Here is a 21,682-nt window from a genome sequence, read left to right as displayed (position 1 = left end):
TAGCAAAAAAAATATATATTTTCCCAGTGAAAATGAATTGACGAATAAAAAAAATTAGTGTATGTTTTGTAATATAAATAAAAGTTTCGTATAAGAAAACTATAAAGGAGAGAAAGAAATGAATCAACATATTGGTAACTTAATTATTCGTATCGTGTTAGGGGTAACGTTCTTTATGCACGGTTTAACAAAATTCCAATCGGGAATTGACAATATTGCAGGGTGGTTCACAAGCATTGGTTTACCAGGAGGACTTGCATACGGTGTAGCAACAGTTGAATTAGTTGGCGGTCTATTATTAATTCTAGGTTTAGGTGTAAGATATATTGGATTATTATTTGCACTAGTTATGGTTGGAGCAATTGTAAAAGTAAAATGGTCAGCTGGTTTATTAGGAGATGGAAAAAATCCTGGTTTCGAATTAGAGCTTGCATTGTTAGCAATGGGTGCGTACTTATTTGTTGCGAAAGCGGATGGTTTTGTAGATAATTTCTTAAAAGAGAAAATGTCAAAGAAGAACTAATTTAAATGGGAGGCTAACAAGATGAGTTTTCAACTTCATCCCGATACAACACTTGATGTTGTTCATTTATATGTATCAAATATAAAGAAATCACTAGAGTTTTATACAGAAGTACTACGTATGAAAGTGCTAAAAGAAGATGAAATGGTCGTTACATTTGGGAATGAAAATAACGAACCACTCCTTATCATTGAAGAAAAGAAAGAAGCCTTACCAAAGCAAAGAGGGAGAACGGGTTTATATCATTACGCAATTTTATTACCGAGCAGACAGGATTTAGCGAATATCCTTCGTCATCTTGTAGAAATGGTATATCCACTGCACGGCGGAGCTGACCATTACTTTAGTGAGGCCCTTTATTTAGCTGATCCAGATGGAAACGGGATTGAAATTTATCATGATCGTCAAAAAGAAGTTTGGCGTGATGAGAATGGAGAGCTACCATTTGTTAGTAACCCGTTAGCTGGTGAAGAATTATTGCAACAAGGAATTACATGGAACGGATTTCCAGCTGGTACTGTGATGGGACATATTCATTTCCATGTAGCTGATTTGGAAGAAGCGAAACGTTTCTATGTGGATGGTCTTGGCTTTGAAGTAACGATTCCAGCCCGTAATGGGGCGCTCTTTGTATCGGCAGGTGGCTACCATCACCATATCGGTTTAAATACGTGGCAAGGTGAAGGAATACTACCACAAATGCCAAATTCCGTTGGCTTGAAATATTTCACAATTGTATTAGCAAATGAAAAACAAAAAGAGCAAGTATGTGAAAGCTTAAAAAATATTGGCAAGATTGCTACGTACAAAGATGGAATATTACAAGTAGAGGATCCATTTGGACATTGTATCCATTTCAAAATAAAAGGAGAAGCCTAATAAAGGCTTCTCTTTTTTACTTTCTTATAATGGCTTTTTCATTTTGGACAAATAGTTCATCAAATTGCTTCGCAAGCTCAAAATCGAGTTTCGTTAAACCTTTTGCATTCCAAGATGACAAAGTAATAATGACTGCTTTATACTGGATAAGGATAAATGGGTGGTGATTATGTTCTTCTGATAGTTTGGCGGCTTCAGAGACAAATTCGACTCCTTTTAAGTAGTCGGAAAACATATATTTTCTTTCAATCCATTTTTCATCTTTTACTACCCATTTATCTAACCTCAATAATTCTTCTTGAACTTCCTCTTCAGTTAATCGTAGCATCATTTTTCACATCCTTTACTGGAAGTAGCGTAAGACCATTGTTAATAAGACGTGTTACAGCTTCATCCGTTGTGAAAGTAGAAAGTTGTTGTAATAATGCTGCTGATGTTTCGTGCCCTTTGTTATGCTCTAAAAGCAATTCTAATATTTCAAGGCGAAGTAACCATTCTTTCGGATACAATTTATTTAATACTTCTTGAATTGCTACTAATTGCTCGATATGCGCGTCGTGTAAAATACCTTCATTTCGGATATCGCGAACTGTTTGATACATACGTTCAAGTTCATTCAGTACAAGTGGAGCAGGAATTTCTTGGATTTCTTCATCCATTGGGAAAAATGCTGCAGCATCTGCGGCACCTGGGAATACCGAAGTAATTGTTGAACCAACAGCCATATCAAATGAGCCCCATGAAGCATCAAATAAAACGCGGTCGTTATAAGTAACTGTGCAATTGATAAAGGAAATAAGCGCAATTTTTTTATCGTTTTTTACAATATCTGTTACTGTTCCTTTTACATGAATACCACTTGCAAAAGTAAACTCAGCAACATTTCCAATTGTAATTCCTAATGATTGTAATTGTTCATCTGTACAATTTTCTAATGTAATATTTTCAGTGAGTAATCCAATTGGTGCTCCAAACCCGTCACTGTGTACAGATGTAGAATGATTCGCTAGCTGTTTATTGTGAATTGCTAATGCTGTTGGCGAGCTCGTTCGCATGTAAATCAATTCACCTTCATCGTTTTCAATTGTCTCGGTAAATGTACCTGTAATTTGTAAGCCGCTATTTAATTCAGCAGTTGCATGATTTTCAGAGCGAATTGCTTTTTCTAATCCTTCTTTACCACCTGTTTTAAAGGCCATCGTTTCAGAGAATTTCTCAAGTGCTTCTGTTAATTCTTCAAATGATTCACAAACAAATAGTTGTGGTTGCATTTTTGTTACGTCATAAGTTGTACTTGTACATGCCTCTATAGAGAATGGAACCTTTTCTACAGCGTCTGTTAAGCAATATTTGCTTTCGCCAACAGAAGAAAGGAGACCAGCACCATATATTTTTGGAGCATCTATATTTCCAATTAATCCATATTCTACTGTCCACCAGAAAAGACGTGAAATTTGTTCCGCTTCTGATAAGCCAGAAACTAACTTTTGTTTTTCAATTACATTATTTTCAGCAGCTGTAACTTCATCAGGAGTAGAAGTAGGGCTTTCTTTTACAATTGTTAATGTACGAACAGCTTCGAATGCATCATGTTCTTCTTTTGTTGAGAAAGCTTTTGCACCAATTTGTCCAAATCGTTTCACATATTTTGCATATGTAGGATCAAGTAAAATAGGTGCGTGTCCTGCAGCTTCGTGTACAATATCTGGAGCTGGTGTATACTCGATATTCTCTACCTTGCGAATATCTGTTGCGATTGGTAGCAATCCGTGCCCTTGAAAATCGAAAAATGCGACGCCAGGAATAAGTCCGTCAATCGTTACAGCGCCCCAGCCGCTTGGCGCCAAACATTCATTCATTTCTTCTACCTTTGGAATTGCATCTATATTAATACCAGATGATTGTAGTCCGTTCACATAGGCTGGATGAGCAACGTCTTTTAAGAAGCTATGATTTTGTCTCATAATGTAACGCCATACAGCGTGGTTCACCGGTGTGTATTGATCATAATGCTGTGTGGATACGAATGGTTTTAAATGCGATGGAATTTCTGTTTTCTTTGTCATTTAGACATCCTCCTTTTTTAAAATAAAATTAAGTATCGGTTTCGTATAGATTGTATCACCCCCTTTCAAAATTGTAAGCGCTTATAAAATTTTATCATAAGATTCGGAATTATTTAACATTTGTTTCTGTGAGAAATAGAAAAAGCCCCTATCGTAAAATCTGATAAGGGCAAAAGCATCGTGGTGCCACTTTATTTTACATCTAAATCAACATTTAATTTAGATGTATTTCCAGCTGCATCTGTTGCTACAATGTGAATTGTATTTTTACCTTCTTGTAATTGAGTACGATCTAAATAAATACCGTAATTTTTCTCCCAAGGATTTAGGAATGCACTTTCCCATACACCATTTCCGTTGATTTCATACTGTAGTCTCACTGGAATTCCAGGTGCTACCCAACCAGATTCTGTCATCCAATCTAGTAAGATATCATCCACTTTTCCTGTGATTACAAGGTTTTCTTGGTCAATTTCGTATGTTAACTTAGGTGCAGTTCGATCCAAAAATACAGCAGCTGTTTGTTTTGTTTCCCCACCAGAATTAGAGGCAACTGCTTCGATTTGGTATAGACCGTCAGCTAACGGAGTACCATCTGCTTTTGTACCATTCCATTTGAAAGGTTTGTATCCAGCTGTTTCATTTTTAGCTTGATGGATAATCCCTTGGTACGTTACACGTTCTTTTGTAACTAAATTTGCGTGCAATGTTACATCATCCACAGGTGCAACTAAATAGTAGTTGATGAGATTATCGTCTAATATTTGGTCACCATTTGGACTAAATGTAGAATTAATAATTTCGAGTCCATCTATACGTTTGTAATCTTTAGGATCGATACTAAATGTAAATGGAATGCGAGTTTCTTCCTTCTTACCTTGTTCTTTTATATACACATTTCCAGTATAGACACCTTGGGGTAGCGAACTATCGACAGTGATAGTAAATGGTTTTTCGGTACTACTATTCGGCTGTATGCTAATCGATGAAGGTACAGAAGTTTTTACTTTTGTTTTTGTGTTTGTATCTAGCAATTCCACACGAGTTGAAAAACTTTTCTTTTTACTAGATAGATTTTGTAACGTAATATTTTGCGTCAGTTTTACTTTCCCACTGTTTGGCTTAATAAGACCGAAGCTCACATTGTTAGGTTTGACTAATACATCTGTTTGAGCTGCTTTCGGGATGTTAATTAAACCAGACCCTTGTGTCATAATAGGATATGTATTTTCATTCACATCTTTTAAAGTTTTTGCGGTATTGGCAAGGGATGCTTTTAATTGCTCTGTCGTCCAATCAGGATGCATTTGACGCAAGAGGGCAACCGCTCCAGCTACTTGTGGAGCAGCCATACTTGTACCATTATGAGATTCATAGCCTCCTCTCGGCACTGTGCTCGTAATTTGTACGCCAGGTGCAATTATATCTGGTTTTATAAGCCAACTACCTTGTGACGGACCTCTGGAACTGAAGTTAGCAATCAATTCGGTTGGATTTGGCTGGCCAATTTTTATATTTTTCTTACGTTTTGTAATTAAGTTTTTCAACTCTTCACCGTTTACATTTGATAATTGCATAACTGGAAGGGCAAGATTTTCACGCATAAAATATTCTGGCATAATATTGATTTCTTTTTCTGTAGAAATGAATAGTACACCAACTGCACCAGCTTGTTTCGCTTGTTCTGCTTTTACTAACGTACTAGAAGTACCTTGTAAAACAAGTGCAAATTTCCCTTTCACATCTTGTTTTGCATAATCGCTTGGATTACCATAGCCAACATATACAAGTGGAGAATCATTTCCTATTGGGAAATCTGATTTTGATAACGGTAATCCTTGGTATGTTTTGCTGGAACCAGCTACTTGGAATGTTGGAAACGGAATAGAAACTGTAGATGCTCCAACTGATATCACGCTACTTGCATTTCCAGGTGCATCAACAGACCAAGGTTTTGGACCATCATTTCCATTGGAAACGACTGCAGTAACCCCAAGCTTTGCTGCACGTTCTAACGTTAAAGTTACAGGCTGATCAGGTACATTTAAATCTTGTCCAAGGGATAGATTTAACACATCAGCACCATCTTGAATTGCTCGTTCAATACCTTGAATAATATCATCTGTTGTACCAGTACCACCGTCATTCATGACACGATAAGCTAAAATAGAAGCATTCGGAGCAACGCCTTTAATTTTTCCGTTACCAGCAATAATTCCAGCTACATGAGTACCATGTACGTTACCATCCATTGGATCATTATCTTCATCAACTGTGTCATATCCACCGATATAATTTGCTTTTAAGTCAGGATGTGTATAGTCTACACCAGAGTCGATAATCGCTACTTTCATACCTTTTCCATCAAGCGGTTTGCCAGATGGGTCTTTTAAATTCCATGCTTCAATTGCACCAATTGTTGGTCCGCCGATATTTGGTGCTTCTTCATTAGTAGTACTTTTTGATGTTTCATGTAATTTATATGTTAAGTTCGGATAGACTGCTTTTACTTCAGGTAAAGAAGCAAGAGCGGTAATTTGATCTCCAGGAACTGAAATAGAGAATCCAGAAAATAACGTATTATACACTTCTTTAATTTTTGCACCAGGTGCTTTTTCTTTTATTTTCTTAGTTGTATCTTCTTGTGCTTTTTTTAGCTCGGTATGATAAGACTGTGCATGATTATTTTGTAAATCTGGAGCATGCTGAATGTTACTTTGTGAAGCGAGTGGAGCATGTTGCAATTCTACAATGACAGAAATTTCTTTTGATGTTTTTGTTTCAACATTTTGCGCAATTTTGTTTTCTCCTCATTGTTCAATGTTCGCTTTTAACTGTGGACTAAATTGTTTCTCCTTTTGCAACGATTCAGCATGTGCGCTTAAAGCTCCAAAACTGGAAAAGACGAGCGCCATACTTAATAGTGTAGATGTAGTTTTTTTCATTGAAACTCCCCCTAATAAAAAGTGCTAATATTCCGAAAAAACATCTTACAAATTGATCTCGAATTACATAATCGGATGTTAGCTAAACTATATTTTCGACATAATTCATACCAATCCTCTATGAATTTGAAATTTCTTGGGAAATTTTTTCTGATTATGTCGAATAGGTATCTTTTACATATTGTAGGTGGACATTGAGGAATGCTATGAGGGAAATGGAGGGGTGTTATGAAACGGTTCATAGTAAGCGTTGGTACAATGTTAGTCGTATTTTTATGTTCAACTATTAATAGTAGCGCAGAAAATAATGAATTTAAAATTGCTTTTATTCGTCATCATGACCTCTGGATTAAAGTTGATGGAAAAGAAAAACAACTTACAAAAGGAGAGTATATAACAGGGCCAAAGTGGTCTCATGATGGAGAGTGGCTGGCATATGTAAAAGGAAAGAAACAAAGTAATCTTGAGTTATATCGGCTAAAAGATGGAAAGAAAGTTACGCCGTTTCACTCAGAAGTATCAAATTATCAATGGTCACCAACAGAAAATATAATTGCATTTATATTTACAGGTACATTACATACCTTCGAGGTAGAAAAAAAGAATGCAGATTTTGAAAATGTATCGGCTGGTGTAGGTGATTATGCATGGTACCCGAATGGAAAGAAGTTTCTTGTATCTTCTGAAGCACACTTACTTCCAACTGGATGGACAGGAGCTCAGCTATATGAAGTACAAAAAGATGCACATATGAATCCTCACAAAATGAAGCATTTGTATGCATTGCCAAATGAACATGATGATTTCCTAGCGTTAGTTGCAAGTGGCTTTCAGTGGTCGCCAGATCAAGAGTGGATTTCATTTTTAGCAGTACCGACAGCTTCATGGTCAGCTGATAGTAATACGCTTTGCTTAGTTCGTGCAGATGGCAGTCGGTTTGAAAAAGTAGATCAAATGTTATTAAACACACAATGGTTCAAATGGGCGCCAGCCAACAATATATTGGCCTATATTGAAGGAAGCGGGAGAGTTGCATTAGAGAATAAACATTTGAAAGTAAAAGAATTGCCAGCACTTCAGCAGAACACATTTACACCGAAAGGATATGTCGATTGGGATTTTACATGGAAGAACGATAACGTAATTATCGTCTCTCGAGCAAAAGAGGGAGGATTTGAAACATTGCCAGAAAAAAGGCCACTACCATCTTTATATGAGGTTGATAGTACAAGCAATGTACAGCATCGAATCACAAAGCCACCTCATAAGCAGGGTGATTATCATCCAAACTTTATGAAGAAGAGCAATCAATTAATATGGATACGTTCAGACCGTAAGAAAGCAGATGTATGGCTTGCTCATAGAGATGGAAAGCATGAAATGAAGTGGATTGAAAATATAGATGTACCAGAGTGGTATTATGAGAAATGGAATTGGGGAAATGTTATATCGGTGAAATAACAATAAAAAATCTGCCTAAAAGATAATTTTAAGCAGATTTTTTATTATTATTTATGCGTTTTATTTGGCTTTTTTTTCGCTGGGTTTCCGTTCCCTTGACGTTTTCTATTTTGTTCATCTTTTGCTTGTTTTTCATGCAGTGTATCTAAAAAGTCATTCGAGTTACTCATTTTTCTATCGCTCCTTTCCTTTCATCTTGTCCTAATTACTATAACCATTTAGGAGGATAATCATGAGATAAAAAGTTAAGCGCTTAATTTTCTTCGATAGTATACGTAAAATATGCCATACGTAATAAATAGCATAAATAAAATTTGTAACTCTACATTTTCTTTTAAAATAGTTGCGACAGAAGTTGGTAAGTATGGTGATGTATTACTCGTTTCTATACCTAACCATTTGTTTAAGAGATTAATGGTACAAAACATAAAAACACCGGACCAGCTTGCAATGATTGCCTTTTGCTTAATTTTTGTTTCGCGTTCATCATCTGTAATCCAAGGGTTAGCAGTTTTATCACTGCTAAAAAATCCGTTTATATATCCCCATATAATCATGCCAATTAAGATGGTTAGCCATTTCATATGCATGTTTCTCCTCTCTCTTGTAAAAAGTATTTTACACATACAATTGTAATGTTTTCCAATTCGTTGTGTCAAATATTTTTTACATATCGATGTTTCATATAGCAGGAATAAAGGATGGAATAGGGAAGAAATATGTAAGAGGATTTTATAGTGAGAGGAGGATGGGGATGAAACTCATCTTTGTTCGGCACGGTGAAGGAGAACATACAAAAGATTCGCCATCAAGTTTACAAGTGCCTCATCCACCGTTAACGGATGAGGGAAGGAATCAGGCTAAATTACTTCAATGCAATGTACCCTTGCAAGAAACGGATATATTAATTGCTAGTCCTACAATTAGAACTTTACAAACGGCAACAATATGGAGTGCGAAAGTAGCTTGTCAAAAAATTGTCCACCCATATGTATCCCCACGTATTTTTCCTTATCGAGAAGGAGCGACAACATTACCATGTGATCACATAGTAGATCAGGGGGTAATAACAAATTTATTTCCACATTTTTTGATAGAGAAAAGTACAAATAAACAGCTATGGACGGAAGGTATAAATACTATTCCAGAGAATCGTTTTCAGCAAATCGTAGATGAATTTCTTCTTTGGTGTTGTCAGCTAGGCGCTGAAAGAATTTGCATTGTATCTCACGACGGGACAATTACTGCGTATCGGCAATATTTACAAAAAGTCGTTTTAACTAGAGCTGATTTTTTGCAAGAAACGGGTATATATGAAATGGATGTATCCCTTAAAATTTTGATTGAGGAGATCTAATTATAGGATGGTGGGTGTATGTGGAATGTTGCACTAGTAGTTGGCTTTAATTCTGATTTAGAGGCACAATCAATCCGAGCATCACTTGAATACTTTGGGGCGAAAGTTATAACGTACTGGATTGGTAGACCGAAAGAATTCATCGACATTCTTTCTGGAAAGGGTTTATATAACGATATTAATTATGTCGTCTTTTGCTTTCATGGTGAGGAAGGAAAGTTTGTCATGGAAGAGTTAGGTGAAGATATATATGAACAAGATGAACCGAGAGGATACTTTGGTGCAGAAGAAATTTATAAATATGCAAAATTGCATAATACAAATATTGTAAATAGTGGGTGTACGTTAGGGGAACAAAAACTAGCAGAATCTTTCTTACGTAGTGGTGCGAAATCGTATATTGGATCGATAGATTATGTAGATGGAAATGCAGCACTTATGTTTACAATACGCTTATTTTACGGGCTTATTAACCATGAAAAAACGTTAGGAGAGGTTTTTGAAGAAGCACGGTTAATTGATAAAGAGACACATACATTTCGATTATATAAGTAGTGTGAAACACGTTTATTCTATATTCGAATAAACGTGTTTCACATTTAACTCACATTTTTTTTACATTTTCTTCAATGAAAACCATTATCACTTATGGTATGATATGTTCAAGTTTTTACAGGTAATAAAAGTTACTATATAAACGTTAGTTTTTAATGTTTCATACACATGTCATGAATTATTCATAATTAACATTTTAAAAATAAGTAACTAATGTTATTTTATAACTTGTAACTAACTTAATTACAAATTTAGGAGGAATATATGGTTATTCAATTTTTAAGAGAAAACAAAGCAGTTTCTTTTGTGTTAGCGGTAATTCGAGTGTATCTTGGTTACACATGGTTAATGGCTGGAATTGGTAAACTACAAGGAAAAGGATTCGATGCAACGGGTTATTTACAAGGTGCAATTGAAAAATCTAAAGGAGCACAACCGGCTGTTCAATCTTGGTGGGCATCATTTTTACAAGATTTCGCAATTCCAAACGTTGATCTATTTAATACACTTGTAACGTGGGGAGAAATTTTAGTCGGAATTGGTTTAATTGTAGGCTGTTTAACAAAAACAGCGGTCTTTTTCGGTCTTGTAATGAACTTTTCCTATATGTTTAGTGGGTCAATTGGTGTGAATCCTGAAATGGTTATTCTATCAATGTTCGTTCTAGTTTCTGGTATGAATGCTGGTAAATTTGGAATAGATGGTTTCGTTATTCCGAAAGTATTAGGTTCAAAAACTCAAAAACGCCAAAAGCAAGCTGCTTAATATATGAAAGCGGGTATCTCAAAATGAGATACCCGTTTATTTTTCAGTTATTATAGGGTTTTTGTCAAAGAATTCTTTCACATACCCTACAAACTCCTGTGGTTCCTGACGAAATGGTGCGTGATAACCTTTTTCGATAATATGGAAAGTACTATTTTTTAAAAATTGATGATACGTTTCGCCCTCTTTCCAAGAAACGCTACTATCATTTCTTCCCCATATAATTAAAGTTGGTTGTTGTATTTCATTTGCATTGATTTGAAGACGTCTAGGCCATAATTTCATTTTATTGTAATGTTCTTCATCATTACGTTTAAATTTCACTTTGCTCTCATCATAATCTGCAATGGCAGAAACGGTATTTAAATCAGTCGACAACTGTGGTCTTGGTGATCCTTGTTTATTAACGAGTGTATGAGGACCGCCCGTAGCATCAGTTAAAATAAGGTGGGTAACGGATTCTGGATATAAATATGTTAAATTAAGAGAAATTTCTCCGCCCATTGAGTGGCCCAATATTGCAAACGAATCGTAACCTAGTTTTTTCATTAATTTATAATACAAATTTGCATGAGTTGGGAAAGAATAATAAAAATCCATCGGCTTAGATGAGCGCCCGAATCCTAAAGCATCTACAGAAATAATTGTATGATCTTTTGCTAAGTCTGAGTAAATCTTTTGAAAACCATCTGACGATCCTCCAAATCCATGGATCATAAGTAAAGGTGGTTTTTCATTGCCAATCTTTTTGAAGTAAATGGTTTGACCATCTATTTCTACCATTTTTTCCTCGGTAGCTAGTTTTGCTGTAAGTGTATTTTTAACTTGTTTTACTTGTTCTACTGGCTTTTCTGCTGCACTACATCCTACTAATAGTGTAAGAGTAAGACAACCTACCATAAAATAGCTAAATCGCTTCAATTAGGTGTCCCCTTTCTAACATAACGCTGTATCTATCATAGCAAATAGCATATTACGATTTCCAGGAAGTTCGCTACCATTTTTTATCATAAGAGGTGAAAGGAGCGTTTCTTGGAAATTTTCTATTTGAAGAAATTTGCGAAATGAAAATTGTGAATGTGGGACATCAATTCTTACTGTGCCATTCCAACATTCACATATGTTTTGTAGTAATTGAATAGCATCTTCTTCTCGTTTGGCGATAAGTGGATTGATACATAATATACTATCTTTTTGTATGCATAAGGAAAAAGCTTCTATACAGTTATGTCTCTCAATTTTAAAAGAGTGGCTCGTTTTTGGTAATAGTAATGAATAAAGTAAAGAACGATCGGCACCAGTTGTAATTTGATCGAGGGAAATAAGCGATATAAGATCTTTTTCTTTTACTTGTTTTGTATGAGTGATATGTGTCTTAGTAGTTTGTTTTTCAAAACGATGAATCGTCGTTACTGTTTGAAATCCGCATGATGTATACAGAGGCTCGCCAGCTTTTGTTGCAATAAGTGCAATTGGTTGTTTTGTAAGAGTGTGTTCTAAGCAGTGATTAAGCAAAATACGCCCGATACCTCGTCTTTGAAAATGAGGATGGACGATTAACATGCCAATAGTAGAAAAACTTTCTTTAAAAGGAAAGACTCCTCCAGCTGCAATCAGTTTATTTTCATGCATATAACCGACAAGTGTACCGAGAGAAAGGTACATTTCGAATTGTTTTTTCATAAATGCTTTATTTTGTAACCATCCAATAGATTTGCAAAGGTCGAGTAAATCAAAAATAAAAGTTTCATCTAGCTTTATTATTTTCATACATGTTCACCACGTTTCTATTAATTTTCATAAAAGTAGATTGAAAATGTTAAATAAGAGATTTACGTTAAATGAAATCCAACTTGTTTATATTTTGATTGTAAAGGAGAAGATGGTTGATATGAAAAGACAAAGTTATACAAATTATAACTGATATTTACATAAGTTAACAAAAAATTTACATATAACTAATTTTCTCTTAATAGTCTTCTATTAAATTTGATAGTGGGAAATGAATAACCTAATTAGGGGGACAAGACAGTGAAAAAGTTTGTGAAAAAAGCATGGCCATTTGCAGTTGTGGCATCATTAGCAGTTACTTCGGTAGCAACATGGAATTTTACACGTTCTAGTGAAGTGAGTGCAGATGAGAACGGAAGCAATGCAAAGATTAAAAATGTCATTGTATTAATTGGGGATGGTATGGGCCCTTCATATATGACAGCTCACCGTTATATGAAAGATAATCCAAAAACTTTTGAGATGGAATCTACAGAGTTTGATAAACATCTTGTAGGAACACAAAAGACATATCCAGAAGATGAACATGAAAATATCACAGACTCTGCATCTGCAGCAACAGCTATGTCAGCAGGAATTAAAACATATAATGCGGCAATTGCAGTTGATAATGATAAAGCAGAAGTGAAAACTGTTCTTGAACAAGCGAAAGAAAAGGGGAAATCAACAGGACTAGTTGCTACTTCTGAAATTACACATGCAACACCAGCTGCTTTCGGTGCGCATGACATTAGTCGTAAAAATATGGACGCAATTGCAAATGATTATTTTGATGAGAAAATTAAAGGGAAGCATAAAGTAGATGTTATGCTTGGCGGCGGCGTAAAAAACTTTGTTAGAAAAGATCGCAATCTTACAGAAGAATTTAAGAAATCTGGTTATAGTTACGTAACAGATCGAGATCAATTGTTAAATGATAAAAATGATCAAATTCTTGGTTTATTTGCACCAGGCGGTTTAGATAAAATGATTGACCGCAATGAGAAGACACCTTCATTAGAAGAAATGACAAATGCAGCAATTGAGCGTTTGAACAAAAATAAAAAAGGTTTCTTTTTAATGGTTGAAGGAAGTCAAATTGACTGGGCAGGACACGATAATGATATCGTTGGTGCAATGAGTGAAATGGAAGACTTTGAAAAAGCATTTAAAGCTGCGATTGAGTTTGCGAAAAAAGATAAAAATACGTTAGTTATTGCAACGGCAGACCACGCTACTGGTGGATTATCTTTAGGTGCAAATGGTGAGTATAACTTTAAAGTAGATCCAATTAAAGCTGCAAAACGCACACCAGACTTTATGGCAAATGAGATTGCAAACGGTGCAAATGTAGAAGAAACATTGATAAAATATATTGATTTACAATTAACACCTGAAGAAATTAAAGCGGTAAATGATATTGCTCCTTCAAAAGATGTAACAAAGATTGATAATGCGATTGAAGATATTTTCAATAAGCGTTCGGTTACAGGATGGACAACAGGTGGACATACAGGAGAGGATGTAAACGTATATGCATTTGGTCCTGGTAAATACTTGTTCTCTGGCGTTCAAGAGAATACAAATATCGCGAAACGTGTCTTTGATATTGTTGGCGGTGGCGACCCGAATAAAGGAAGACGCTAATTATAAACGAAAGTGAGGCGAAATGCCTCACTTTTCTTTTTAGGAGATGGGAAGATGAGAGCTTTTTTCAGGGGGATAGGACCCTTTCTAATAGGTGTATTATTGCTAGTTGGATGTCAATCCAAAGAGAATCAGATAGAACAAAAAGCTACTACTACAAAAGCTGAGGAAAAGGTACAAATAACGAAAGAAGAAGAGAAATCGATTCAAGATGTTATGGATAAATTTGTAAGGACAACAAATGAAAAAAATCTTGCTGAACATATAGAATTATTTTCAAAGAAGATGCCTAGTGCCGAAGACTTAAAAACGCAAAAAGAAGCAGCTTTTCAAAAGGGAAATAAGAAAATTGAATTGGAACATATAGACATAAAAGCTAGTAAAGCAGGGTATGTTGTTGTTGAAACAAAAGAAAAGGAAATAGATGGAGAAATCACTCTTCAGAAAAAAGCACAGTATGCACTTGGAAAAGAAGAGGATGGCTGGAAAATTGAAGAGGTTCGCACGATAGAGAAGAAATAAAGTGAAATTTTCCGTAAATAGCGCAAAAAGGTTCTCATTGGCGAGAACCTTTTTTTATAGTGGTAACATAATTTGATCTGAGCATGCTTCGATATCATCAATATCTTGGCGAATGGTTGCCATTTTATTATCAAGATCTTCAGCTTTCATTGCGGCATCATGTAGTTCATCTTTTAAATACTCAGGTATTTTCCCTTCATATTTATAATAAAGTTTATGTTCTAAACTTGCCCAAAAGTCCATTGCGAGCGTACGTAACTGAATTTCTGCAAAGACTTCTTTTGTACCAGAATTCAGTGATAAAGGATATTTAATAATCATGTGTAAACTTTTATATCCATTTTGTTTTGGATTAGCGATATAATCTTTTACCTCTATGATTTCCATATCTTCACGCTTTTGAATGACTTCTTTCAAATGATAGATATCTTCTACGAAGCAACATGTAATACGAATGCCAATGATGTCTTGTAAATGCGTTTGCGCATTTTCAACTGTCGGTAATAAATTTTTACGCTCAAGTTTTTTAATAATACTTTCAGGTTGTTTTAATCTTGTTTTTATATGTTCAAACGGGTTGTAATCTTCTAAAAATTGGGCTTCCCGGTTCATAATTTCAAATTTAGTTTTTAACTCTTCTAAAGCAAATGTATATGGTAGTACAAAAGCTTTCCAGTAGTTAACTGTTGATTGATTATATTCCATTTATATACACACCTTTTCCTATTTACAAGTGAGGTTGTTATTATACTAAACACCAAATCATGTAGGCGCAAGCAGCAAATGATGAGATCATAAAACGATATTTAGTTTTCATACTTTCAACTCCTTTCAAATAAAATTTTATATAAATAAACGTGATTGTTAATAAGTTCACTATGTACAGTTTCTATAGTAATAGATTCGTGTGAATTTCGTATGAACTAATTGTTTCAGCTTTTTGTCTTTTTTTTGCAAATCATCATTATTCTCGATAATTTAAAGTGTTTTTATTTGATTTATTCATTTGTATAAATTAATGTATATTTGAATTTATAGTTATTAAGGAGGCTATACGGTGAACTTTGAAGAATTAGCAATTGCTAGACGTTCTGCAATGAAATTTGTACAAGGAATAGAAATCCCAGATGAGGACTTTAAAAAAATATTTGAGCTCACAAAGCTTTCTCCATCTTGTTACAATTTGCAACATACACATTATGTTGTAATTCGTGATCAAGAGCGCAAAGAAAGATTAAAAGAGTTAGCCTTCGGACAATATAAAGTATCGAGTGCATCTGCGGTAATACTTGTTTGTGGTGACAAGAGAGCATACCAAAATGTCGAAAATATTTATTTCGGTATGAAGGTTTTAAAGATGATTGATGAATGTGAGTATGAAGATACAATTAAGCAAACGAAAGGGTTATATGAAGGAAAAGGAGAACGCTTCATGGAAGAGGAAGCGATTAGAAATGCTTCGCTAAGTGCGATGACTTTTATGTACGCAGCTAAGTATTATGGATATGATACGTGTCCAATGATCGGTTTTGATGAGAAAGCAGTACAAGGTGAATTGAATATGCCAGAGCATGTAGTACCTGTTTTAATGATTACGATAGGAAAAAGTGATACTACTAAAATTCGCCCACGAGGATATAGAAAACCAATTAGTGAGTTTGTTACATATGAGACATTTTAATAAAAAGTATAAAGTACTAAAAATAAAAGGGGGCTGTCCCATAAGTCTCTTTCGAAGTAAGATCACATGAAATTGAAAAGGCAGAAACGTTATAAAATCAACATTTCTGCCTTTCACTTTTTATACGATTTTGGCTAAAAAGCACCTTTTGGGACAGCCTCTTTTTGTTTTGCAATTGACAAATAGAATGAAGTTATATAATATTTAAATCGTAATCATTACGTTTTAGCTTGCGATCTTTAAAAGAAAGGAGAATTACATATGCGTGTAAATATTACATTAGCTTGTACGGAGTGTGGTGATCGTAATTATATTTCTAAAAAGAATAAACGAAACAATCCAGAGCGTATCGAACTAAAAAAATATTGTCCACGATTAAAACGGGTAACGTTACATCGTGAAACGAAGTAGAAGACTAGAGATATCTCTAGTCTTTTTTCGTTTATCCCGCTATTTGCCGGGCAGTAAGACATTTACCTCAAAATTCAGCGAAAGCAAAGAAGGTAGGTGGGGGTCTTACTGCCCGTAAAATCCCGATTGGTGAGGGCTGATTAAAGTTTCACTTTATATTTCTTTTGTTTGTTATAATTACCTTAAATTGTAATAAAGGGAGCGGTATGATGAATCAAAAAGATAAAGAAAGAAAAGAGCAAGTGGCTCATATTATTAACATTCCAGATGATTATAGGCTTGTTGTAGATGATCAAGAAGGTGTGGATGACCCATATCATCTATTATGGTGGGAGCATAAAGCGGATGGGGAGAGAACGATACAGATTACGTTGAATAGACATACTGGTAATTTAATTGACTTTAGGATAGAGGATGAAAAAGCTTTTTCGAGCGGTAAGGAAGCGATAGAAGAGAATAAAGCAAGAGAGGTTGCAAATACATTCTTAAGAAAATATACAAAAGAAGGATATGAATTTTATACATATGTAACTGTTAAGGATGATTGGCGCGGTTGGAAAAAAGTAAATTATATGCAAGAAGTGAATGGCTATCCATTGCCGAATACGGGGTGTGTTGTGCTAGTACATCCATTAGGTGATGTGATGCATTTTTATTATAATGGACAAAAAGCTATCGAGAAAAAACCGTTATGGCCAAGTGATATTGTTGAGGAGAACGTCGTCTTAGAAAATTTGAAGGCTAGACAAGATATGAGACTTGCATTTGTAGATTTAACACACTCCTCATGTGAGTATGAAAATGGAGAAGAAGTAAAAGGGTACCATCTTGTATATGAACCAGATCCTAGCCATGCGTTTATTAAAGCAAGTACAGGCAAAGATTTGTTTGGGCCAGATCACTATAGAATAGCTTCTACAGTACCGGTTGTTAAAGCGATAAAAAACAGTGAAAGAAAAGATGTGCTCGATTTATTAGATTGGGATAAAGAAAAATTTATAAACGTAGATGAAAAAGAGGATAGGTATGAAATTCAGATGAGATTTGTACTGGAGAAAGAATTACAAAAAGAAAGAAAAGAGAAAGATGCATATTCAATGGAGGAATTCTATAAAAAGTATTCCCCGATATTGAAACATGATAACTTCGTTGTAATTACTTTAGATAAAGAAACAAATCAATTACTTTCCTGTTTAATGTGGAAGGATGAGCGAGAAAGGAAAACGCTCTTATCTAGAGACCAATGTTTAGACAAAGCACTTCAATTTTTGGAGCATATTATTCCGGATGCAACCAATTATGTTCAACTTTGGGATAATTATGAAAAGGAAGATGGAATTGAGAGATTTTCCTTTTCAATATATGTAAATGACATTCAAGTAGAGGGAAAATATATTATGATTAATATTAATACAGAGAATGGTGCTGTGATGCACTACTCTGGAGAGTCTAGCAATTTTATAAAAGAATTGCTCACATACGAAACAACACCAAAAGTAACAAAGGAAAAAGCGTTAGAAATATACAGAGGGGCCATGCGAGTTCATTTAGAATGGTTTTTAGAAAATGAGGTAGAGGAAACAATTTACGAACTATTGTATAAACAAACAACGGATGAAAATCATAAAGAATCCTTCGACTGTAGTCGAGAAATTCGTTATATTGATGCGCATACTGGGGAGAAAATTTGGAGTAAATAAACTTTTAAATAGGGAAAAAGGTCTTCGAGAGAAGACCTTTTTTAGAAAGAACGATTATTCTTCGTATGTATTAATTTTATATAACCACTTCTGTACACTAGCAGGCGGTCCTTCTGTTCTCCACTTTATTGTACACATTCCACAAGAACAGTGAACTTTTCCTTTTGCAAAAATACCGGCAATTTCAGGAGTATATCCCCATGTGTGTTTTGCAATATTCATTTTTCGACGCATTGTACGTTGACGTTGGTGTCTTGTATAAGCACGTGTTCTTTCAAATTTCATATTTGTAATCCCTCCTTGTAGTACAAGTAGCTTGCAAGAGCGTACAAGGAGTTCATCTCTTACAAGCTACTCAGGTACAAGAGGGAAATGAAATATTTCATATTCCACTCTCCAATCTTTTGTTTAAGTATACGTAGTGAAGCTTTATGAGACAATTATTATGCTTAAAAACATACGGGAATGATATCGTACAGACACAAACAACCTCATGCCCACATACACTTAGTAAAGACCACTATTTTGGCGGAGGTGAAAGGTTTGAGTCTATTCGCCGCAATTGGATATATGGTTCGAGAAGTGTTTGTTTTTGTTTCTTATGTGAAGAACAATGCGTTTCCGCAGCCATTATCATCAGACGATGAGAGAAAGTACTTAGAGTTAATGGAGCAAGGTGATGCTCAAGCGAGGAATCTGTTAATTGAACATAATTTACGGCTTGTAGCTCATATCGTTAAAAAATTTGAAAATACAGGGGAAGATGCAGAAGATTTAATTTCAATTGGTACAATCGGGCTCATTAAAGCAATCGAGAGCTATTCGGCAGGAAAAGGTACAAAACTTGCGACGTACGCAGCACGCTGTATTGAAAATGAAATTTTGATGCATTTACGTGTATTAAAGAAAACGAAAAAGGACGTTTCACTTCATGATCCGATCGGGCAAGATAAAGAGGGGAATGAAATATCGCTTATTGATATATTAAAATCAGAGTCTGAAGATGTAATTGATATGATCCAGCTTAGTATGGAGTTAGAAAAGATTAAAGAGTATATCGATATTTTAGACGAACGAGAGAAAGAAGTAATCGTGAAGCGTTTTGGACTGGGGCTTGATAAGGAGAAGACGCAACGAGAGATTGCGAAGGCACTTGGTATTTCCAGAAGCTACGTATCAAGAATTGAAAAGCGCGCTTTAATGAAAATGTTCCATGAATTTGTAAGAGCAGAGAAAGAGAAAAAAGCAAAAGAATAATGTACATTACAAGCAGCCGTATTTTAAAATGGGCTGCTTTTCTTTTTGGAAATAAGGAAAGAAAAAGAGTTGTGTTCAGAAGAAATCCATGTTCACTGTTGAAAATGACGGATTCTATCTGTAATATTAGAAGGTGCTAAACAATTTAAGAATGATACCGTACTTAGTTTTCTGCATGTATAATATGGCGGTTCTATATGATATGTGGGAATAAGAACTAATTTTACATATGATATAGAAGGAAAAGAAGGGGAAGCTAAAGTTATAGACTGATTAGGAGGTTCCGCAATTTGCGACGTACATTATATCGACTTATGATCGAACTTACAAATGGTCGTTTTACTTCTTATATATTACGTAAATTTGCACAATCTCGTTTGAGCTCTATCATTATTCCATCGTATGCGAAAGTATTTCAAATTAATCAAGATGAGATGGAAAAGGGTTTGAAGGAATATAGAACATTGCATGAATTATTTACACGTAAGCTAAAAGAAGGAAAGCGTAGTATTGATACAGATGCATCGAGTATCGTTAGTCCTGTTGATGGTGTTTTTGCTGATCACGGTCCTATTGAGGACACAAAAACATTTGATATTAAAGGCAAGCGTTATTCGATTGTGGATATGCTAGGTAATGAAGAACGTGCACAGCGATATGCAGGTGGTACATATATGGTTATTTATTTAAGCCCAAGTCATTATCATCGTATTCATAGTCCGCTTTCTGGTTCTGTGACTGAAAGATTTGTACTCGGTAGAAAATCATATCCGGTAAATGCAGCTGGTATGGAATACGGGAAAGAACCATTGTCAAAAAACTATCGCTCCGTTACAGAAGTGAATAGTGACGGTGAACATATGGCGCTTGTAAAAGTAGGAGCTATGTTTGTAAATAGTATTGAGCTGCTGCATGAAAGAGACGCTGTTCAAAAAGGTGAAGAAATGGCATACTTTACATTCGGTTCAACAGTTGTGTTATTGTTTGAAAAAGATATGATAGAAGTAGTGCAAGAATTGAAGAGTGGACAAGAGCTTCGCCTTGGTGAAAAGATTGCTACTCGATTGGCTCATAAGTAAAAAAGATTTTATAACTGTAAGCAAGATTTATGGACAAAGATGCGTAATGATGAAATTCCCTAGATGGGAGTACTTGTTTATTCGAGAGCCATCGCAGGATGGCTCTTTTTACAAGTTAGTTACTTAAAATTTCACTTTATATGTAATCAAGACGATTTGACGAGCTTGTCCTCTAATGAGCGTCTAATAATTTCTTGTTTTATAAGTAAAATGAAGTCGGGATTTAATTTTAGTTCTTTTGCTTTATAATAAGACTCAGTGAGTAACTCAGTAGATAACTGTTCCATATGTTTTGTTTTCAAGGTGAGTCACCTCCTAATAATATAAGGATTGATTCGTTGTTGCATTTAATGTACCAAAAAAATATGACAGTCACAAACGGGTGGTTATCCACACACCTAGGTGGATAAAATGTGTATAGATTGTTGGTAAATTCCAAATTAACTGAAAAATTAATGTGGAAAATGTGTACAATTTTATCCACAGGCCATATATCGAAATATGTTGTCGAAAAATTTTTATGAAAACTCCTCAAAGAGGTGAAAGAAATTGAAACTATTTTTACCAAATGAATATGTGAAAAATGTATATCATGTTCAACCAGAAGATTTGAAAAAACGTGGAATTAAAGGTGTTATTACTGATTTAGATAACACTTTAATTGAATGGGATCGTCCAAATGCAACGCCACAACTTGAAGAATGGTTTTTGAAAATGAAAGAGCAAGGCATTCAAGTAACGGTCGTTTCAAATAATAATGAGCAACGAGTGAAAGATTTTGCTGATCCATTAGGCATTCCATTCATTCATAGTGCGCGTAAGCCATTTGTTCGTGCGTTTAAGCGTGCGATACGAGAGATGCAGTTGCAACCAGATGAAGTTGTAGTAATTGGGGATCAGTTACTGACAGATGTGCTAGGTGGAAACCGAGTTGGACTGCATACAATTTTAGTTGTACCAGTAGCACAAACAGACGGATTAGTAACGCGCTTTAATCGAAAAATTGAACGAAGAATTATGAGAAACATGAAGAAAAAAGGTTTAATTAACTGGGAGGAATAAAG

General features: G+C 35.0%; 23 protein-coding genes and 1 pseudogene. 14 read left to right on the top strand and 10 right to left on the bottom strand.

Annotated elements, in window-relative coordinates:
- The first annotated feature begins 118 nt into the window (after positions 1-118).
- Entirely contained in the window at positions 119-523 is a 405-nt protein-coding gene (locus ACTFNE_RS03280; protein WP_001071557.1) for a DoxX family protein, read from the top strand.
- 21 nt (positions 524-544) lie between these two features.
- Positions 545-1,402, top strand: a complete 858-nt coding sequence (locus ACTFNE_RS03275) for a VOC family protein (RefSeq protein WP_046197804.1) — start codon at positions 545-547, stop codon at positions 1,400-1,402.
- A gap of 16 nt (positions 1,403-1,418) precedes the next feature.
- Here the strand turns inward: ACTFNE_RS03275 and ACTFNE_RS03270 are convergent, their stop codons facing one another.
- The 3 genes and pseudogenes from ACTFNE_RS03270 to ACTFNE_RS03260 form a co-directional block, all read right to left on the bottom strand.
- Positions 1,419-1,733, bottom strand: a complete 315-nt coding sequence (locus ACTFNE_RS03270; RefSeq protein ID WP_000979545.1) for a 4a-hydroxytetrahydrobiopterin dehydratase — start codon at positions 1,731-1,733, stop codon at positions 1,419-1,421.
- Positions 1,714-3,468 (bottom strand): aromatic amino acid hydroxylase, encoded by a 1,755-nt coding sequence (locus tag ACTFNE_RS03265; RefSeq protein ID WP_270705389.1) that lies wholly within the window; start codon positions 3,466-3,468, stop codon positions 1,714-1,716. The genes ACTFNE_RS03270 and ACTFNE_RS03265 overlap by 20 nt, the downstream gene beginning before the upstream one ends.
- 191 nt (positions 3,469-3,659) lie before the next feature.
- Positions 3,660-6,413: pseudogene (locus ACTFNE_RS03260) on the bottom strand (S8 family serine peptidase).
- Between the two features lie 228 nt (positions 6,414-6,641).
- Here ACTFNE_RS03260 and ACTFNE_RS03255 point away from each other — a divergent pair.
- Positions 6,642-7,874, top strand: a complete 1,233-nt coding sequence (locus ACTFNE_RS03255) for a TolB family protein (protein ID WP_270705388.1) — start codon at positions 6,642-6,644, stop codon at positions 7,872-7,874.
- Between the two features lie 47 nt (positions 7,875-7,921).
- On the opposite strand, the gene ACTFNE_RS03250 is transcribed toward ACTFNE_RS03255, so the two are convergent.
- On the bottom strand, positions 7,922-8,044 hold the full coding sequence (locus ACTFNE_RS03250) for a DUF4023 domain-containing protein (RefSeq protein ID WP_000071861.1): 123 nt from the start codon (positions 8,042-8,044) through the stop codon (positions 7,922-7,924).
- A gap of 75 nt (positions 8,045-8,119) precedes the next feature.
- Positions 8,120-8,458, bottom strand: coding sequence for a hypothetical protein (locus ACTFNE_RS03245; RefSeq protein WP_000871756.1), 339 nt, complete (start codon positions 8,456-8,458; stop codon positions 8,120-8,122).
- A gap of 170 nt (positions 8,459-8,628) precedes the next feature.
- Between ACTFNE_RS03245 and ACTFNE_RS03240 the strand changes: the two genes are divergently transcribed.
- The 3 genes from ACTFNE_RS03240 to ACTFNE_RS03230 all read left to right on the top strand — a co-directional run bounded on the left by ACTFNE_RS03240 (position 8,629) and on the right by ACTFNE_RS03230 (position 10,551).
- Complete coding sequence (locus tag ACTFNE_RS03240) at positions 8,629-9,231, top strand: histidine phosphatase family protein (RefSeq protein ID WP_000766621.1); 603 nt, start codon at positions 8,629-8,631, stop codon at positions 9,229-9,231.
- Positions 9,232-9,249: 18 nt separating this feature from the next.
- Positions 9,250-9,786 (top strand): hypothetical protein, encoded by a 537-nt coding sequence (locus ACTFNE_RS03235; protein ID WP_000267385.1) that lies wholly within the window; start codon positions 9,250-9,252, stop codon positions 9,784-9,786.
- 264 nt (positions 9,787-10,050) lie between these two features.
- Entirely contained in the window at positions 10,051-10,551 is a 501-nt protein-coding gene (locus ACTFNE_RS03230) for a DoxX family protein (RefSeq protein ID WP_000236600.1), read from the top strand.
- 36 nt (positions 10,552-10,587) lie between these two features.
- Here ACTFNE_RS03230 and ACTFNE_RS03225 read toward each other — a convergent pair whose 3' ends face one another.
- Entirely contained in the window at positions 10,588-11,472 is an 885-nt protein-coding gene (locus ACTFNE_RS03225; protein ID WP_242303141.1) for an alpha/beta fold hydrolase, read from the bottom strand.
- Positions 11,473-11,487: 15 nt separating this feature from the next.
- Positions 11,488-12,321, bottom strand: a complete 834-nt coding sequence (locus tag ACTFNE_RS03220; protein ID WP_270705387.1) for a GNAT family N-acetyltransferase — start codon at positions 12,319-12,321, stop codon at positions 11,488-11,490.
- 261 nt (positions 12,322-12,582) lie between these two features.
- Between ACTFNE_RS03220 and ACTFNE_RS03215 the strand changes: the two genes are divergently transcribed.
- Together ACTFNE_RS03215 and ACTFNE_RS03210 are read left to right on the top strand one after the other, a co-directional pair.
- Positions 12,583-13,968, top strand: a complete 1,386-nt coding sequence (locus tag ACTFNE_RS03215; RefSeq protein ID WP_270705386.1) for an alkaline phosphatase — start codon at positions 12,583-12,585, stop codon at positions 13,966-13,968.
- Between the two features lie 54 nt (positions 13,969-14,022).
- Complete coding sequence (locus ACTFNE_RS03210) at positions 14,023-14,490, top strand: hypothetical protein (protein WP_270705385.1); 468 nt, start codon at positions 14,023-14,025, stop codon at positions 14,488-14,490.
- A gap of 54 nt (positions 14,491-14,544) precedes the next feature.
- On the opposite strand, the gene ACTFNE_RS03205 is transcribed toward ACTFNE_RS03210, so the two are convergent.
- Positions 14,545-15,195 (bottom strand): GTP pyrophosphokinase, encoded by a 651-nt coding sequence (locus ACTFNE_RS03205; RefSeq protein WP_000456217.1) that lies wholly within the window; start codon positions 15,193-15,195, stop codon positions 14,545-14,547.
- Positions 15,196-15,547: 352 nt separating this feature from the next.
- Between ACTFNE_RS03205 and ACTFNE_RS03200 the strand changes: the two genes are divergently transcribed.
- From ACTFNE_RS03200 to ACTFNE_RS03190, 3 genes are all read left to right on the top strand, one after another.
- Positions 15,548-16,171, top strand: a complete 624-nt coding sequence (locus tag ACTFNE_RS03200) for a nitroreductase family protein (protein WP_001008505.1) — start codon at positions 15,548-15,550, stop codon at positions 16,169-16,171.
- Between the two features lie 261 nt (positions 16,172-16,432).
- Positions 16,433-16,582, top strand: coding sequence for a 50S ribosomal protein L33 (gene rpmG / locus ACTFNE_RS03195; protein ID WP_001265617.1), 150 nt, complete (start codon positions 16,433-16,435; stop codon positions 16,580-16,582).
- A gap of 206 nt (positions 16,583-16,788) precedes the next feature.
- Entirely contained in the window at positions 16,789-18,282 is a 1,494-nt protein-coding gene (locus ACTFNE_RS03190; protein WP_046197810.1) for a YcdB/YcdC domain-containing protein, read from the top strand.
- Positions 18,283-18,336: 54 nt separating this feature from the next.
- Here the strand turns inward: ACTFNE_RS03190 and ACTFNE_RS03185 are convergent, their stop codons facing one another.
- The gene (locus ACTFNE_RS03185) at positions 18,337-18,567 is read right to left on the bottom strand and encodes a hypothetical protein (protein WP_046197811.1); all 231 of its coding nucleotides are present in this window, start codon (positions 18,565-18,567) and stop codon (positions 18,337-18,339) included.
- A gap of 258 nt (positions 18,568-18,825) precedes the next feature.
- On the opposite strand from ACTFNE_RS03185, the gene sigK reads away from it, so the two are divergent.
- Both sigK and ACTFNE_RS03175 read left to right on the top strand, forming a co-directional pair.
- On the top strand, positions 18,826-19,539 hold the full coding sequence (sigK, locus tag ACTFNE_RS03180) for an RNA polymerase sporulation sigma factor SigK (RefSeq protein WP_000051382.1): 714 nt from the start codon (positions 18,826-18,828) through the stop codon (positions 19,537-19,539).
- 290 nt (positions 19,540-19,829) lie between these two features.
- Complete coding sequence (locus ACTFNE_RS03175; protein ID WP_270705384.1) at positions 19,830-20,618, top strand: phosphatidylserine decarboxylase; 789 nt, start codon at positions 19,830-19,832, stop codon at positions 20,616-20,618.
- A 146-nt stretch (positions 20,619-20,764) separates the two neighbouring features.
- On the opposite strand, the gene ACTFNE_RS03170 is transcribed toward ACTFNE_RS03175, so the two are convergent.
- On the bottom strand, positions 20,765-20,920 hold the full coding sequence (locus ACTFNE_RS03170; protein ID WP_000850094.1) for a sporulation histidine kinase inhibitor Sda: 156 nt from the start codon (positions 20,918-20,920) through the stop codon (positions 20,765-20,767).
- Between the two features lie 247 nt (positions 20,921-21,167).
- On the opposite strand from ACTFNE_RS03170, the gene ACTFNE_RS03165 reads away from it, so the two are divergent.
- Complete coding sequence (locus ACTFNE_RS03165; protein ID WP_000765311.1) at positions 21,168-21,680, top strand: YqeG family HAD IIIA-type phosphatase; 513 nt, start codon at positions 21,168-21,170, stop codon at positions 21,678-21,680.
- Positions 21,681-21,682: the final 2 nt, after the last annotated feature.

The sequence above is a fragment of the Bacillus cereus group sp. MYBKT111-2 genome, from assembly GCF_051915205.1.
Classification (GTDB): Bacteria; Bacillota; Bacilli; order Bacillales; family Bacillaceae_G; genus Bacillus_A; species Bacillus_A paranthracis.
The sequence above is the reverse complement of the archived record's forward strand: the minus strand, read 5'-3'. Positions and strand labels throughout refer to the sequence as shown.

Coding starts and splice junctions, on each gene's coding strand:
- ACTFNE_RS03250 (WP_000071861.1), bottom strand. CDS start 8,044: ATGAGTAACTCGAATGACTTTTTAGATACACTGCATGAAAAACAAGCA.
- ACTFNE_RS03240 (WP_000766621.1), top strand. CDS start 8,629: ATGAAACTCATCTTTGTTCGGCACGGTGAAGGAGAACATACAAAAGAT.
- ACTFNE_RS03270 (WP_000979545.1), bottom strand. CDS start 1,733: ATGATGCTACGATTAACTGAAGAGGAAGTTCAAGAAGAATTATTGAGG.
- ACTFNE_RS03275 (WP_046197804.1), top strand. CDS start 545: ATGAGTTTTCAACTTCATCCCGATACAACACTTGATGTTGTTCATTTA.
- rpmG (WP_001265617.1), top strand. CDS start 16,433: ATGCGTGTAAATATTACATTAGCTTGTACGGAGTGTGGTGATCGTAAT.
- ACTFNE_RS03220 (WP_270705387.1), bottom strand. CDS start 12,321: ATGAAAATAATAAAGCTAGATGAAACTTTTATTTTTGATTTACTCGAC.
- ACTFNE_RS03230 (WP_000236600.1), top strand. CDS start 10,051: ATGGTTATTCAATTTTTAAGAGAAAACAAAGCAGTTTCTTTTGTGTTA.
- ACTFNE_RS03280 (WP_001071557.1), top strand. CDS start 119: ATGAATCAACATATTGGTAACTTAATTATTCGTATCGTGTTAGGGGTA.
- ACTFNE_RS03210 (WP_270705385.1), top strand. CDS start 14,023: ATGAGAGCTTTTTTCAGGGGGATAGGACCCTTTCTAATAGGTGTATTA.
- ACTFNE_RS03265 (WP_270705389.1), bottom strand. CDS start 3,468: ATGACAAAGAAAACAGAAATTCCATCGCATTTAAAACCATTCGTATCC.
- ACTFNE_RS03245 (WP_000871756.1), bottom strand. CDS start 8,458: ATGAAATGGCTAACCATCTTAATTGGCATGATTATATGGGGATATATA.
- ACTFNE_RS03205 (WP_000456217.1), bottom strand. CDS start 15,195: ATGGAATATAATCAATCAACAGTTAACTACTGGAAAGCTTTTGTACTA.
- ACTFNE_RS03235 (WP_000267385.1), top strand. CDS start 9,250: ATGTGGAATGTTGCACTAGTAGTTGGCTTTAATTCTGATTTAGAGGCA.
- ACTFNE_RS03190 (WP_046197810.1), top strand. CDS start 16,789: ATGATGAATCAAAAAGATAAAGAAAGAAAAGAGCAAGTGGCTCATATT.
- ACTFNE_RS03255 (WP_270705388.1), top strand. CDS start 6,642: ATGAAACGGTTCATAGTAAGCGTTGGTACAATGTTAGTCGTATTTTTA.
- ACTFNE_RS03185 (WP_046197811.1), bottom strand. CDS start 18,567: ATGAAATTTGAAAGAACACGTGCTTATACAAGACACCAACGTCAACGT.